Consider the following 14,541-nt stretch of genomic DNA (forward strand, 5'->3'; position numbering starts at 1 on the left):
CTCGCTACCGGTCGAGTCGACCTTCATCCGCCAGGGCGCGCGCACTTCATCCGGACCTCGAAGGCCGAAGCGCCCGGCGCACCGCCACCACGTCTTTCGAGCGAAGCGAGACCGAGCACGCGCCGTTCGCGACGAAGTCGCGGCAATAGGACGTCGCGGCAATCGGACTCAAAACGCGCCTTCGTCCAGGTTCATGATGTCGTCGTCGAGTGCGGCGATTATCCCGCGCACCGCGGCAAGAGTCGGCAGCACGTTCTTGGCGAAGAAGCTTGCTACGGCGACCTTTCCGGCGTAGAAGGCGCGATCCTTCTCCGGCGCGTCGGTGGCCAGTGCGGCGGCCGCGATCTCCGCCTGCACCAGCAGGCGCCAGCCGATGAGCAGGTCGCCGACGGCGAGCAGGAAGCGCACCGAGCCGAGCCCGACCTTGTACAGCTCGGTGGGTTTCTGCTGCGCGGCCATCAGGAAGCCGGTGAGCGAGGCGGCCATCGCCTGCACGTCCTCCGCGGCCGTGCGCAGCAGGTCGCGCTCGGTGTCGAACCGTCCGGTCTTCGCGTCGAGGAATGCCGCGATCCGCGCGCTGACGTGACCGAGCGCCGCACCTTTGTCGCGAATGATCTTGCGGAAGAAGAAGTCCTGCGCCTGGATGGCGGTGGTGCCTTCGTAGAGCGAGTCGATCTTCGCGTCGCGGATGTATTGCTCGACCGGGTAGTCCTGCAGATATCCGGAACCGCCCAAGGTCTGTAACGACTCGGTCAGGTACTGGTAGGCCCGCTCGGAACCGACCCCTTTGACGATCGGCAGCAGCAGATCATCCACCCGGTGCGCCAGATCGGCGTCGGCGCCCGAAACGAGCTGGGCCACATCGGCGTTCTGGTGGGCGGCGGTGTACAGGTACACCGCGCGCAGGCCCTCGGCGTACGCCTTCTGCATCGCCAGTGAACGGCGCACGTCCGGATGCCGGGTGATGGACACGCGGGGCGCGGCCTTGTCGGTCATCTGAGTCAGATCCGCGCCCTGGACACGTTCTCTGGCGTAGTCGAGCGCGTTGAGATAACCGGTCGACAAGGTGCCGGAGGATTTGACGCCGACCATCATGCGCGCGTTCTCGATTACCTGGAACATCTGCGCGATGCCGTTGTGCACGTCGCCGACCAGCCAACCCTTGGCCGGGACGCCGTGGCCGCCGAAGGTCAGCTCGCAGGTGGGCGAGGATTTCAGGCCCATCTTGTGCTCGACCCCGGTGACGTACACGCCGTTGCGCTCGCCGAGTTCCAAGGTCTCGGGGTCGAAGAGGAACTTCGGCACGTAGAACAGCGACAGGCCCTTGGTACCCGGTCCGGCGCCCTCCGGCCGCGCCAGCACCAGGTGGAAGACGTTCTCGGCGGTGTCGCCGACCTCCGCGCCGGAGATGAACCGCTTGACGCCCTCGATGTGCCAGGAGCCGTCTTCTTGCGCGATCGCCTTGGTACGTCCCGCGCCGACGTCGGATCCGGCGTCGGGCTCGGTCAGCACCATGGTGCCCTGCCAGCCCTTCTCGAAGCCGAGCGTGGCCCAGTGCCGCTGCTGCTCGGTGCCGACGTTGTACAGCACGGACGCCATGACCGGCCCCATGGCGAAGAACGACGCCGAGGGGTTGGCGCAGGTGATCATCTCGGCGACGGCCCAGACCAGCGCCGCGGGCGCCGGGGTACCGCCCATGCCCTCCGGCATGCCCAGCCTGCTCCAGCCCGCGTCGCGCACCGCGGCGACGGTCCTACGGAGCGGCTCCGGAACAGAGACCGAGAAGGTGGTCGCGTCATAGGTCACCGGATCGCGATCGGCCGCCGCGAAGGAGTCCGCCACCGGCCCCTCGGCCAGTCGCCGAACCTCCGAGAGGATCTCCCGGGCGGTGTCGGAATCGAGGTCGCCGTAGGCGCCGGTATCGAGGAGTTTGTCCAGCTCGAGCACTTCGAACAGGTTGAACTCGATGTCCCGCAAGTTCGCCTTGTAGTGGCCCATCTGGTCCTCCTCGACTCGAGTCCGCGGCCCGCCGCCGCGGCTTGGGACGGTTCAGATGTCGTACGAATCGAAGCGTGCCGCATCGCGGCGACGCTACGCAACCGTAGCCACATCCGCCCCGGCCAGCGGGTTTGCCCGGATCTCACAACCGTTCACCATCCGGTTACGGGAAAGGTTCACACGAGCGAAACAGACGAAACGGACTTGTCATCGAGAGATATTCCGGCGCAACAAGTTCTGTCTACCGTTCGCATCACGAATACAGCCGTTGTATACAGCCCCGTCTACAGCCGTGAGCGGGGCGAAGACGGCGGTATTCGATGCGGCGCCCTGCCGACGCCGCGGCAACACCTGATGAGGAGAGGGTTCGCCCCATGCCAGATTCCCGTGCCACCTATCACTCCAGGCGGTTGGTCCGAGCGGTGGCGGTGCCCACCGCGGTCGCGCTCGCCGGCCTGTTGCTGACCGCCTGCGGCGCCAAGGACGACGCCTCGACCACCGGCTCCGGCGCCGCCTCCTGCGTCGACACCTCGAAGGACACGATCAAGGTCGGTTCGCTGCACTCGCTGTCCGGCACGATGGCCATCTCCGAGGTCACCGTCGCCAACTCGACCAAGCTGGCCGTCGACCAGATCAACGCCGCGGGCGGCGTGCTCGGCAAGAAGATCGATCTGGTGCTCGAGGACGGCGCCTCGGACCCGAAGACCTTCGCGGAGAAGGCGGAGAAGCTGATCAGCTCCGACTGTGTCGCCGCGGTGTTCGGCGGCTGGACCTCGTCGAGCCGCAAGGCCATGAAGCCGAAGTTCGAGAGCCTGAACTCGCTGCTCTACTACCCGGTCCAGTACGAGGGCCTGGAGGACAGCAAGAACATCTTCTACACCGGCGCGACCACCAACCAGCAGATCGTTCCGGCACTGGACTACCTGAAGCAGAAGGGCATCACCTCCCTCTACCTGGTCGGCAGCGACTACGTCTTCCCGCAGACCGCCAATCGCGAGATCAAGGCGTACGCCGCCGCCAACGGCATCGAGATCAAGGGCGAGGACTACACCCCGCTCGGCTCCACCGACTTCTCCACCATCGTGAACAAGGTCCGCTCGGCCAAGGCGGGCGCGGTGTTCAACACCCTCAACGGCGACTCCAACGTCGCGTTCTTCCGCGAGTACAGCAACGCGGGCCTCAAAGCCGCCGAAATGCCGGTGATCTCGGTGTCCATCGCCGAGGAAGAGGTCGCGGGCATCGGCGCGCAGCACATCGCCGGGCAGCTCACCGCGTGGAACTACTACCAGACCGTGGACACCCCGGTGAACAAGAAGTTCGTCGCCGACTACAAGGCCGCCTTCGGCGCCGACAAGCCGACCTCGGACCCGATGGAAGCCGCCTACGCGTCGGTCTACCTGTGGAAGAACACCGTCGAGAAGGCGAAGTCGTTCAAGGTGGAGGACATCCAGGCCGCCGCCGACGGCGTCAGCTTCGAGGCGCCAGAGGGCCTGGTCACCATCGACGGCTCCAACCACCACATCACCAAGACCGCCCGCATCGGCGAGATCCGTCCCGACGGACTCATCTACACCGTGTGGGACTCCGGCAAGGCCGTGACGCCGGACCCCTACCTGAAGTCCTACGACTGGGCCAAGGGCCTGAAGTAGTCCGCGGCTGTCCGCGGCCCAGCTACCGGTGCCCGCCCGGCGACCCAGTCGCCGCGGCGAGCACGCGGAGCGCGTAATGAGGGGGGCCGCGGACAGCACCGGACATCAAGGCACCCGACGCGCCCCCGAGCGCTCAACTCCCGGTTTCGAGCGAAGCGAGACCGAGCAAATCGAACACAGGAGCTCGCATGGACGTTGTGATCGGACAGCTCTTCACCGGGCTGAGTCTGGGATCGATTCTCTTGCTCGCCGCGCTCGGCCTCTCACTGACCTTCGGGCAGATGGGCGTGATCAACATGGCGCACGGCGAGTTCATCATGGCCGGTTGTTACACGACCTACGTTGTGCAGAAGGTCATCTCGTCGGCGGGCGTCTCGCTCGTCGTCTCCCTGCTGATCGGTTTTCTGGTCGGGGGCCTGCTCGGCGCCGCGCTGGAGATGGGCCTGATCCGCTGGATGTACGACCGGCCGCTGGACACGTTGCTGGTCACCTTCGGCGTCGGGCTGGTGCTGCAACAGCTGGCCCGCGACATCTTCGGCGCCCCCGCCAAGAACGTCATCGCGCCGGAGTGGCTCAGCGGCGGCGTCACGATCCTGGGCGCGGTGGTGCCGAAGACGCGCATCTTCATCCTCGTCTTGGCGGTGGTCGCGGTGATCGCACTGGCCGCGGTGCTCCAGGCGACTCCGCTGGGCCGCCGTATCCGCGCGGTCGTGCAGAACCGCGGCCTGGCCGAAACCTCGGGCGTGTCCAGCCGTTTCACCGACATCAGCACGTTCTTCATCGGCTCGGGTCTGGCGGGCGTGGCCGGTGTCGCGCTCACCCTGATCGGCTCGACCAGCCCGACCATCGGCCAGAGCTACTTGATCGATGCGTTCCTCGTGGTGGTCATCGGCGGGCTGGGCCAGATCAAGGGCACGGTGATCGCGGCTTTCGCGCTGGGCCTGCTCAATTCCTACATCGAATACTCGACCACCGCGTCCATCGCGAAAGTCGTCGTCTTCGTCGTCATCGTGATCTTCCTGCAGGTCCGTCCACAGGGCCTGTTCACCGTCCGGACAAGGAGTTTGGCATGACCACACTCGTACAACGGTGGCGCGCGCATTCCTCGCTCACCGCGTTGGCCGGGTTCGCCGTCGCCGCCGTCCTGTTGTTCGCGGTCGCGCCCGCGGTGCTCAGCGATTTCCGGCTCAACCTGCTGGCGAAGTTCTTGTGCTTCGCGATCGTCGCGGTGGGCATCGGGTTGGCCTGGGGACGAGGCGGAATGCTCACCCTCGGGCAGGGCGTGTTCTTCGGCATCGGCGCCTACATCATGGCCATGCATCTGCAGATGGCCGACGCCGCCCGGCTCGGCAACGACGTGCCGGAGTTCATGGAGATCGCGGGCATCCGCGAACTGCCGTCGTTCTGGACGCCGTTCGCGTCGGCTCCGGTGGCGCTGCTCGGCATCCTCGTGCTGCCCGCGCTGATCGCGGCGGCGCTCGGTTACGGCGTGTTCAAGCGCCGCGTGAAGGGCGCGTATTTCGCCATCCTCAGTCAGGCGCTCGCCGCAGCGCTGGCCATCCTGCTGACCGGCCAGCAGGCCATCGGCGGATTCACCGGTCTGTCGGATTTCCGCGCGTTCTTCGGGTTCAAGCTGTCCGACCCGGTCAACCGGCAGATGCTGTTCTTCATCGCGGCGGGCACGCTGCTGGTGGTGGTCGCGCTGGTGCGGCAGCTGATGCACAGCAGATACGGCGAGTTGCTCGTCGCGGTGCGCGACCAGGAGGAGCGGGTGCGTTTCCTGGGATACGACCCGGCGAACGTGAAGATCGTCGCCTACGTGGTCGCGGCGTTCTTCGCCGGCGTCGCCGGTGCGCTGTTCACTCCGATCGTCGGCATCATCTCCCCCGCCGACATCGGCGTCGTTCCGTCCATCGCGTTTCTCATCGGCGTCGCGATCGGCGGCCGGACCACCTTGCTCGGGCCGGTGCTCGGCGCGATCGGCGTGGCGTGGGCGCAGACGGCGCTGTCCGAGCAGTTCCCCTCGGGGTGGACGTACCTGCAAGGCGTGCTGTTCATCGTGGTGGTCGGTTTCGTGCCCGCGGGCATCGCCGGATTGTGGCCCTTGCTGCAAGGTCTGCTGGGCAACCGGTCCCGGCGGCCCGCGGACCCGCCTGCGGCCGTGGTGGTCGAGGCGCTGCCGCAACCCGCGACGGAGAAGGTGCAATCGCGATGACCGAGACGACGCACGAACCGAAGCTCGGCGGCAACGCGGGAATGTCCAGCGAGTACCTGGAGATCCGTGGCCTGTCGGTGAGTTTCGACGGTTTCAAGGCCGTCACCGATGTCGATCTGACGGTGTTGCAGGGCGATCTGCGCTTCCTCATCGGTCCCAACGGCGCGGGCAAGACGACGCTCATCGACGCGATCACCGGTCTGGTCCCGGCGACCGGGTCCGCGCAGAAGACCGGCGTGGAACTGCTCGGCAAGAAGGTGCACCGGATCGCCCGGCTCGGCGTCGGAAGGACGTTCCAGACCGCGAGCGTGTTCGAGCAGCTCAGCGTGCTGCAAAATCTCGACATCGCCGCGGGCGCCGGCCGCTCGGCGCTCACCATGCTGCGCCGCCGCAAATCGGTGCTCCCCGCGATCGAGGAGGCGCTGGAGACCACCGGTCTGACCGGCCTGCGCGACGAGCCCGCCGGGGTACTCGCGCACGGGCAGAAGCAATGGCTCGAGATCGGCATGCTCCTGGTGCAGAACGCGTCGGTGCTGCTGCTGGACGAGCCGGTGGCCGGCATGAGCGCCGAGGAACGTGAGGAGACCGGAAACCTGTTGCGCCGCATCGGCGGCGACCGGGTGGTCGTGGTGGTCGAGCACGACATGGATTTCATGCGCGCCTTCGCCACCTCGGTCACCGTTCTCGCGGGCGGCAAGGTGCTCAGCGAGGGGACCGTCGAACAGGTACAGGCGGACCCGAAAGTCCAGGAGGTCTACCTCGGCACCGCCGCGGCCGTCGGCACCGAACTGGAGGACGCCTCGACCGCGCCGAGCCCGGACTCACCCCGGAAAGGGGACAGCGATGCTTGAACTCACCGATATCCGCTCCGGTTACGGCCGCACCGAAGTCATCCACGGAGTCTCGGTGACCGTCCCGGACGACAGCGTGGTCGCCGTCATGGGGCACAACGGCGCGGGGAAGACCACGCTGCTGCGCACGGCAGTCGGCCTGATCGGCACGAAGTCGGGCCGGATCGAGTTCGACGGGGAGACCATCACCGAACTGTCGCCCTCGCGGCGGGTGCGCCGCGGGATCGCCTACGTGCCGCAGGGACAGCAGAGTTTCCCCCAACTGACCACCGCGGAGAATCTGCAGGTGGTCGCGGACGGCCGCAAACGCGGCAAGGCGCTGATCGACGAATCACTCGATCTGTTTCCCGCGCTGCGCGAACTGCTCGCGCGGAAGGCGGGCCTGCTGTCCGGCGGCCAGCGCCAGCAACTGGCCATCGCGCGGGCGCTGATCACCGAGCCGAAGCTGCTCATCCTGGACGAGCCGACCGAGGGCATCCAGCCGTCGGTGGTCGCCGAGATCGAGCGCACCATCATCGATCTCACCCGCCGCGGCGGACTGAGCGTGCTGCTGGTCGAGCAGCACATCGGCTTCGCGCTGCAGGCGGCGCAGCGTTACTACGTGCTGCGATCCGGCCGGGTGACCTCCACGGGCGCGGGTGGCGCGGGCGCCGAGAGCGAAGTCCGCTCGGCGATGGCGATCTGAGCGCCATGACCCGCGACAGGGGTCGGATTCCATTGCGCGAGCAGGTGTACGACTCGCTGCGGCGGGATCTGGCCACCGGAGCGATCGTGCCGACCGAACGGCTCGGCGAGGAACGCCTCGCCGAGGCATACGGGGTGTCGCGCACCCCGGTGCGCGAGGCGCTGGCCCGGTTACAGGCCGACGGCCTGGTCGAGCGGCTCGCCGACGGCCTCTACCCGTACCGGCCCCGGCTCGACGAACTCGATCACCTCTACGAGTTGCGGCTGGTGCTGGAAGCCAGGGGCATGCAACGCGTGCGCGCGCCCGGTGAGGCGCCCGCGCACAATCTGGATCTCGTGCGCGCGGAACTCGACGCCTGGCGTGCGCTGCGCGACGACCCGCCCGAACCTGGACCGGCGCTGGTGGCCGCCGACGAACGGTTCCACACCAGCTTGCTCGCCGCCGCGGGCAACGCCGCACTCGCCGAGGCGCTCACCGCCGTGCACATCCGGGTGCGCCCGGTGCGCACGCTGGACATGCCGACTCCGCAGCGGATCGCCACCATGACCGCCGAGCACATCGCGGTCGCCGAACTCCTGGTGTCCGGTGCGGTGGACGCGGCGGCGCAGACCCTCACCGCCCATATCGACACCTCCCGAACGCACGTGCTGGCCCGCGCGCAGCACGCACTGCGCCTGACCAAACTGGGCCGCGCCGTGCGGGATTGAGGGATCAGCAGTTCTGCTGGAAGGGGAAGCATTCGGCGGGCCGGTGCGACGGCGGCGAGGGAGTCGGGCTCGTCGTACCGGTCGCCGGAATCGGTTGCGCCGAGTCGTGCGCCAGCGCGGTGGCGATCACGCCGAGCACGAACAGGACCCCGACCACGGCGATCACGACGACCGACCAGCCCGCATAGGCCTGGCTCTTCGTCGCGGCGCCGGGCTTCGGCTCGACTCGCGGTTTCGGTGTGCGCGGAACGGTCGTGACCGGTTCCGGCGCGTTCTCCTCGAAGCCCGCTTCGAGAAGTTCCGCACGGGTCGGTGCGATCTCCGCCAGCCCGAGCGCACCGCACGCGCCGATCACCCGGTCCGCGGTCCAGTCGCGCGGACCCGCGGAGAATCCCTCCAGGTAGATGCGCAGCTCGGTCGCGTCGGTGACGTTGCCGACCACCACGTCCAACCCCGGGCGCAGATTCGTGCGCGCCGGACGCACCACGGCACCGCGGAACGGGACGAGCACCACGGCGCCGCTGATGTGCCCCGGGTCCTGCAGCGCCCGCTGGAGCATGTGCTTGACCGCGTAGATGCCGTGTTCCACGCGCTCGGCGGGGCTCCCGGATTCCGGGTCGTCCAGTTCCACCGGCGCGTCGCTGATCTTCCACGGCCCTTCGGCCGGTGTGCTCAGAATGCCGCTCTGCCTGCGCTGGAATCCGTGCACCTCGAGCACGGTCAGGCCCCGCGGGGTGCACACCACCGCGTCGACGCGCCGGTTGTCCGCCTCGAGATCGATCACGGCGAAACCGGTGGTCGGATACGACCGAAGGCACGCGACGAATTCCCGCTCGGCGCCGGAAAGCTCCGCTCCGGGCCTGATCCTCACCAGCATCTGTTCCCCTGCCGACCTGTTGTCCACACCTGACGCCGCGCCAACTCACTGCGGCCGCGGTGACCCGCACCGGTACTGATGATGACGGGGTACCCGGCCGAAAACCACTCCGAAAGCAAAAGAATGGCGGGCGTTGCGCGGGATACTGCCGAGTAGGCTTTTTCTCGGTCGGCACCGACGCCGGCCGCACAGACCACGCGGAGGTGGCAACCACGATGGTTTCAGCGCTGCAACCACGCATCTCGCCCGGACGGCTGCGGGAACTCGGCCCGCTCAACTGGGTTGTCTGGCAGGTGCTTTCCCGCGCCGCGGGCACCGGTGACGCCCACTTGTTCAGCACCCTCGGCCGCACCCGCGGACTGTTCCGCGGCTGGCTGCACTACTCGGGCAAACTCATGCCGGGCGGGCGGCTACCGCGCCACGAGTCGGAGCTGGTGATCATCCGGGTCGCGCATCTGCGCGGCTGCGAATACGAGATGGATCATCACATCCGGCTCGGTCGCCGCGCGGGGGTGACGACCGAAATCCTCGATCGGCTGCGCAAGGGCCCCGAAGCGGCAGGTTGGTCGGACAAGCACCGCGCGCTGCTGGCCGCGGTGGACCGGTTGGTCGAGACGCGCGACCTCGACGACGACACATGGGCCGAGCTCGCCAAGCACTACGACGAGCGCAGCCTCATCGAAATCGTGCTGCTGATCAACCAATACGACGGCCTGGCCGTGACGATCGCCGCCCTGCGCATCCAGCGCGACGGCGTCTAGGCCCCCGCGGGCGGCCCCTCGATGCGGCGCGCCAGGCCGTCGAGCACCAGCGTCAGCCCGAACTCGTAGGCATGGTCGGCGCTGTAGGCGGCGTCGTGCGCCTGGCCCGCGGCCGTGCCGACGCGGGCGGCGAGCGGGTAGCGCTCCGCGTCGAACACCTGCGCCAGCACGGGCGCGGCCCGTTCCCACCACTGCCCGTCGGACAGCGCGCTGTCCGCCGCCGCCCGCGCGCTGTCGATGGCGATACGGGCGACGGAGGTGACGAACCCGAGCACGAACGTCAGCGCGGCGTCCATCGCGACGTCGTCGAGTCCGAGGTCCGCGAAGGCCCTCAGCTCGTGGTCGTACTTGGCGGCGAGGCCAGGTCCGAGTGGCGGCCGGGTGGTCGGCAGATACGCCACCCACGGATGGCGGGCCAGCATGGCGTGGTTCTCGGCCGCGATCCGGACGACCCGCTCGCGCCAGGGCAGACCGGTGAGGTCCGCGCGCTCCATCCGCGCGTACACCGTATCCAGCATCAAGTCGATCAGCTCGGCTTTGCCCGGCACGTAGGTGTAGGTGGCCATGGGGGTCAGGCCGAGCCGGTTGGCGACCGCGCGCATCGTGAGCGCTCCGATCCCCTCTGCATCGGCGATCTCGATCGCGGCGGCGATCACCGCCTCGACGCTGCTGCGCTGCTTCGGGCCCCGGCCGACGCCCGATTCCGGCGGGATCCGCCATAGCAGCTCCAGCGTGCGAACCGGGTCGCCCGCGCCGCTGCGTTCCCTCGGCTGTCCCACCGCTGCCTCCTCGACCACCTGGAACACCGATGGTATCGGTGTGACCCAACTCATAATGCACCAAAACACTCTACAAAGTACAGTGTACTTAGTACGGACTTTTGCCGCCGAGGAGAGCTCATGAACATCACCGCTTCCGCCGTCTCACTCAACGTCCCCGACCCGGCCGCCTCGGCGAAATTCCTCATCGACCACCTCGGCTTCGAGGAGAAGGTGTCGGCCGACGGGTTCGTCTCACTCGACCGTGGCGACGCCGGCCTGAACGTCATCTACTTGCGCACCGGACTGGCGAGTTTCAAGCCGAAGAGCAAGGCGGGCAGTGCGGGCGACGGGCTGCTGGTCGTCTTCGTCGTCGACGACATCGATGCCGAATACGCCCGGCTGCGAGACGAGGGGGTGCCGATCGTGACGCCCATCGAAACCGAGGAGTGGGGCGAGCGGTACTTCCAGATGAGCGATCCGAACGGGATCATCATCCAGCTGGTGCAGTGGGTGTAGGACGCAGGCTTCGATTGCCGCTACGCGGGCAACTGCGCCGGAAGTGGGCCGTCTCGATTCGCGATGGCGTTGTCGCACCGCCACTCCCGACCGCGACCGCCGCGAGGCGCTGGCCCTACGCGCAGCCGATCGGTGTCAGCCCAGCGCCGCACGGAAGACCTCGACAGCCCGGGTAGCCGGTCGGCCGAGCAGTTTTTCCAGGTCCCCGGAGCGCACGTCGAGGATGCCACCGGCGATGCCCGCGTCGGCGTCGGCGAGCGCCTCGGCGTAGGCCTGCGGCAACCCGGCCTGGATCAGCGCGGCGGCGTAGTCCGCCTCCGGCAGGTTCTCGTAGCGCACCGGCTTGCCTGCGGCTTCCGAAATCGCCTGCGCCAGTTCGTTGTAGGTGAGGCTTTCGCCACCGCCGAGTTCGTATACCCGGCCCGCGTGACCGTCGGTGGTGAGCACCCGGGCGGCCGCTTCGGCGTAGTCGGCGCGCGCCGCGCCCGCCACGCGCCCCTCGCCCGCGGCGCCGTGCAGTACGCCCGACTCCACCGCGTGCGCGAGACCGCCCACGTAGTTCTCCCAGTACCAGCCGTTGCGCAGCAGGACGTGCGGCACGGCCGATTCGGCGAGCACCGCTTCGGTGCTCTTGTGTTCCTGCGCGAGGATCAGCGGGTTGTCGGTAGCGCCCGGAATGCTGGTGTAGGCGAGCAGTTCCACGCCCGCGCGTTCGGCCGCGCGAATGACATTGGTGTGCTGCGCTACTCGCGCGCCGAACTCGTTGCCCGAGATGAGCAGCACCCGCTCGACGCCGTGGAGGGCACGCTCCAGCGCGGCCGGGTCGTCGTAGGCGGCCAAGCGGACGTCCACGCCGCGTTCGGCCAGTTCGGCCACCTTCCCGGGATCACGCACGATCGCGACGGGAGTTGATCCCGCGCGCGACAACTCCTCCACCACGAGTCGGCCCAGCTGCCCGCTCGCTCCGGTTACGGCGATGGTCATGACTACCTCCAGAATTGTACGGATTGCATGTACTAACTATTCATAAGTACTATGCATTCCGCACCCACTGCGGTCAAGTTGGGTACGATGGCGGTTATGACGACCCAGCACACCGGCTCGGCAGAGGCCGGCGACCCGACGCTGGAAGCCGACGTCTTCGCGCGCAACTGCGCCTCACGGCCGGTTTTGCAGACCGTGGCCAGTCGCTGGGGCACCCTGGCGCTGGTCGCGCTGCGTGAAGGCCCGTACCGGTTCAGCGCCCTGCGGCGGCGGGTCGACGGCGTGAGCGAACGCATGTTGTCGCAGACCCTGCAAGCGCTGGAACGCGACGGCATGGTGCATCGCGAGGTACAGGAGACGATTCCGCCGCGCGTCGAATACACCCTCACCGAACTGGGCGCCGAGGTCGCCGCACACCTGGAATCGCTGATCCAGGTGCTGGAGACCAACATGCCCCGCGTGCGCGAGGCGCAGGCGGCCTACCACCGCGACTGACCGGGCGCGGCAGGGAAGAGACTCTCCGCGCCGCGGGTTACACGGACATGGAACTCGCCGCCGCCGTCGATTTCGCACGCGAACATCGCAGGTCCGTGCTCACCACGATCCGCCGCAACGGGCGCCCGCAACTGTCCAACGTGCTGCACGTCGTCGGCGACGACGGCCGGATCCGCATCTCCATCACCGCCGACCGCGCGAAGTATCACAATCTCGTGCGCGATCCATGGGCGGCGCTGCACGTGACCCGCGAGGATTTCTTCGCCTACGCCGTGCTCGAAGGCTCGGTGGAACTCACTGCGGTCGCCGCCGAGCCCGGCGACCCCACCGTCGACGCGCTCGTCGACTACTACCGCACCGCCAACGGGGAACACCCCGACTGGGACGAGTACCGCGCCGCGATGGTCACCGACCGCCGCGCCCTGGTCCTGTTCACCCCCACCCACGCCTACGGCATGCTCCCGGCCGCCGGTTAGCGGACCGGCCAGGGTCGGCAACGTCTGCGTCGACACCCTGCCATTGCGTGCCCCGCGACTACGCGCGATTCTTCTTCGCAGCAACCGCATGCGCGGTGGCGCAGGTGCATGGAGCACCCCACACGATGGCGCCCGGGCGCCGGGGCGCTGCTTTCGCCGACCTGGTCGCGGCCGGCGAACTCCGCACGCAGTGATTGCCACACAGCGGGCGCTGCGGCCGTCCGGTAGGCCCTTGCCGCCGCGCGCCGCCGTCCGGCTGCCGCGTGCCACGCGACTGCTCGACCGGCTCGGCACACCGGTCGAATCAGCGGGACATCAGGTCGGAGACGGTGACGAATTGATAACCGGCGGAGCGTAATTCGGCGACGATGCGGGGGATGGCGGCGATCGACGCCTCGGCGTTCCCGTACATGACGTGCAACAGGACGATCGAACCGGGACGGACCTTACCGAGCGTCTCGGCGACGATGTCGTCGGCGGTGACGCCCGCCCGGCCCGAATCGGGCTCGACGTCCCACGTCACGGTGACCCGGCCGTGCTCGGCGAGATAGTGCGGCAGCGCCCACAACTTCTTGCCGTAGGGCGGCCGGAAGGTGATCGGGCCCGCGTAACCGGTTTTCGTGATCTCGGTGTCCGTGCGCTCCACTTCGTCCCGGACCGTGCCCGGAGTGACGAAGACCATCCGCCGGTGCGAATAGGTGTGGTTGCCGATCTCGTGGCCCGCCGCGGCGATCGCCCTACCGTGCTCGGGGTGCGCGGCGAGATCACGCCCGTTCAGGTAGAACGTGGCCGGAATTCGCGCGGCGGCAAGGACTTCGAGCACTTCGGGGGCACGATCGGACGGCCCGTCGTCCAACGTCAGCGCGACCACCCGCGCGTCGGTGTCCACCCTGCTGACCACGTGACCGGCCAACTGGAAGGTGCGCGCGTTCATCAGGTAGAAGGTGCCCGTCCCCAGCAGCACCACCACGACGAGCACCGGCACACTTCCGATCAACCACCTGCGAAGCATGCACGCTGTATAGCAGACCACCGGCGCCGACGCCGACTCCCGAAGTCCTTACCGACGCGGAAACCCTTGCCCGAGAAGCAAAGATGCTCGCCGCTCGCGAGACGGAACGGACGATCCCCGCTCAGCGTCCGCCGAGGAATGCCTTCGCGGGGACGAACAACTCGTGACCCGATTCGAATCGGATGTGCACGCCTTCCGGCCGCCAGTCCGCCTCCCGCAGGACCGGACGCTCGACGTCGGTGATGGCGATCTCGACGAAATGTCCGTAGGTCAGATCGGGGAACCGGCCCGTGTACACCTCGTAGGTCCGGTGACGGCCGAGCAGCCAGCTGCGTGTCCGCACGAGGCCGACGTAATGGGTGGCGGTGTCCTCGGGATACTCGACGTGCTCCGGCTGCGCTATGCGCTGCATCGCCTCGAACCGGTGAAAGCCGGTGTCCGCGAAGATGATCGCCAGCGTGACACAGCCGAGCACGGCGCCGAGCAGCAACCGCGCGAATGGCCCGGTCCGGGGCATGACCGCCCGGGCCGGGCCGTTCGAGGACGACACGCGA

The 14,541-nt window shown here is 68.2% G+C and carries 16 protein-coding genes; 10 read left to right on the top strand and 6 right to left on the bottom strand.

The window, feature by feature from the left end; translation table 11 throughout:
* Positions 1-168: 168 nt before the first annotated feature.
* Positions 169-1,998 carry an acyl-CoA dehydrogenase gene (locus NA8_RS06880; RefSeq protein ID WP_063049509.1) on the bottom strand — a complete coding sequence of 610 codons (1,830 nt, stop codon included), beginning with the start codon at positions 1,996-1,998 and terminating at the stop codon, positions 169-171.
* Between the two features lie 374 nt (positions 1,999-2,372).
* Between NA8_RS06880 and urtA the strand changes: the two genes are divergently transcribed.
* The 6 genes from urtA to NA8_RS06910 all read left to right on the top strand — a co-directional run bounded on the left by urtA (position 2,373) and on the right by NA8_RS06910 (position 8,105).
* The gene (urtA, locus tag NA8_RS06885) at positions 2,373-3,647 is read left to right on the top strand and encodes an urea ABC transporter substrate-binding protein (RefSeq protein ID WP_063049510.1); all 1,275 of its coding nucleotides are present in this window, start codon (positions 2,373-2,375) and stop codon (positions 3,645-3,647) included.
* 188 nt (positions 3,648-3,835) lie between these two features.
* Complete coding sequence (urtB, locus tag NA8_RS06890) at positions 3,836-4,720, top strand: urea ABC transporter permease subunit UrtB (RefSeq protein ID WP_063049511.1); 885 nt, start codon at positions 3,836-3,838, stop codon at positions 4,718-4,720.
* A complete protein-coding gene (urtC, locus tag NA8_RS06895; RefSeq protein ID WP_063049512.1) occupies positions 4,717-5,862 on the top strand; it encodes an urea ABC transporter permease subunit UrtC in 1,146 nt (381 codons plus the stop codon). The genes urtB and urtC overlap by 4 nt, the downstream gene beginning before the upstream one ends.
* Entirely contained in the window at positions 5,859-6,713 is an 855-nt protein-coding gene (urtD, locus tag NA8_RS06900) for an urea ABC transporter ATP-binding protein UrtD (RefSeq protein ID WP_063049513.1), read from the top strand. Before urtC ends, urtD begins: the two co-directional genes overlap by 4 nt.
* Positions 6,706-7,398 (top strand): urea ABC transporter ATP-binding subunit UrtE, encoded by a 693-nt coding sequence (gene urtE / locus NA8_RS06905; protein ID WP_063049514.1) that lies wholly within the window; start codon positions 6,706-6,708, stop codon positions 7,396-7,398. Before urtD ends, urtE begins: the two co-directional genes overlap by 8 nt.
* Positions 7,399-7,403: 5 nt before the next feature.
* Positions 7,404-8,105 carry a GntR family transcriptional regulator gene (locus tag NA8_RS06910; protein WP_063049515.1) on the top strand — a complete coding sequence of 234 codons (702 nt, stop codon included), beginning with the start codon at positions 7,404-7,406 and terminating at the stop codon, positions 8,103-8,105.
* A gap of 4 nt (positions 8,106-8,109) precedes the next feature.
* Here NA8_RS06910 and NA8_RS06915 read toward each other — a convergent pair whose 3' ends face one another.
* Positions 8,110-8,982: a hypothetical protein gene (locus NA8_RS06915; protein ID WP_063049516.1), complete on the bottom strand. Its 873-nt coding sequence runs from the start codon at positions 8,980-8,982 to the stop codon at positions 8,110-8,112.
* Between the two features lie 227 nt (positions 8,983-9,209).
* Here NA8_RS06915 and NA8_RS06920 point away from each other — a divergent pair, with 227 nt between their 5' ends.
* Positions 9,210-9,743 carry a carboxymuconolactone decarboxylase family protein gene (locus NA8_RS06920; protein ID WP_084466593.1) on the top strand — a complete coding sequence of 178 codons (534 nt, stop codon included), beginning with the start codon at positions 9,210-9,212 and terminating at the stop codon, positions 9,741-9,743.
* Here NA8_RS06920 and NA8_RS06925 read toward each other — a convergent pair.
* Positions 9,740-10,522, bottom strand: coding sequence for a TetR/AcrR family transcriptional regulator (locus tag NA8_RS06925; RefSeq protein ID WP_063049671.1), 783 nt, complete (start codon positions 10,520-10,522; stop codon positions 9,740-9,742). The two genes, NA8_RS06920 and NA8_RS06925, sit on opposite strands and share 4 nt — an antisense overlap.
* Positions 10,523-10,642: 120 nt before the next feature.
* On the opposite strand from NA8_RS06925, the gene NA8_RS06930 reads away from it, so the two are divergent.
* The gene (locus NA8_RS06930) at positions 10,643-11,020 is read left to right on the top strand and encodes a VOC family protein (protein ID WP_063049517.1); all 378 of its coding nucleotides are present in this window, start codon (positions 10,643-10,645) and stop codon (positions 11,018-11,020) included.
* Positions 11,021-11,155: 135 nt separating this feature from the next.
* On the opposite strand, the gene NA8_RS06935 is transcribed toward NA8_RS06930, so the two are convergent.
* Positions 11,156-12,004: an SDR family oxidoreductase gene (locus NA8_RS06935; protein ID WP_063049518.1), complete on the bottom strand. Its 849-nt coding sequence runs from the start codon at positions 12,002-12,004 to the stop codon at positions 11,156-11,158.
* A 96-nt stretch (positions 12,005-12,100) separates the two neighbouring features.
* Between NA8_RS06935 and NA8_RS06940 the strand changes: the two genes are divergently transcribed.
* The gene (locus NA8_RS06940) at positions 12,101-12,499 is read left to right on the top strand and encodes a winged helix-turn-helix transcriptional regulator (RefSeq protein ID WP_063049519.1); all 399 of its coding nucleotides are present in this window, start codon (positions 12,101-12,103) and stop codon (positions 12,497-12,499) included.
* A 47-nt stretch (positions 12,500-12,546) separates the two neighbouring features.
* Positions 12,547-12,975, top strand: coding sequence for a PPOX class F420-dependent oxidoreductase (locus NA8_RS06945; RefSeq protein WP_063049520.1), 429 nt, complete (start codon positions 12,547-12,549; stop codon positions 12,973-12,975).
* A 304-nt stretch (positions 12,976-13,279) separates the two neighbouring features.
* Here NA8_RS06945 and NA8_RS06950 read toward each other — a convergent pair whose 3' ends face one another.
* Complete coding sequence (locus tag NA8_RS06950; protein ID WP_063049521.1) at positions 13,280-13,987, bottom strand: polysaccharide deacetylase family protein; 708 nt, start codon at positions 13,985-13,987, stop codon at positions 13,280-13,282.
* Between the two features lie 121 nt (positions 13,988-14,108).
* Positions 14,109-14,537, bottom strand: coding sequence for a hypothetical protein (locus NA8_RS06955; RefSeq protein WP_157106564.1), 429 nt, complete (start codon positions 14,535-14,537; stop codon positions 14,109-14,111).
* Positions 14,538-14,541 lie beyond the last annotated feature (4 nt).

Origin of the sequence: Nocardia arthritidis NBRC 100137, assembly GCF_001612765.1 — a bacterium.
Taxonomy (GTDB): domain Bacteria; phylum Actinomycetota; class Actinomycetes; order Mycobacteriales; family Mycobacteriaceae; genus Nocardia; species Nocardia arthritidis.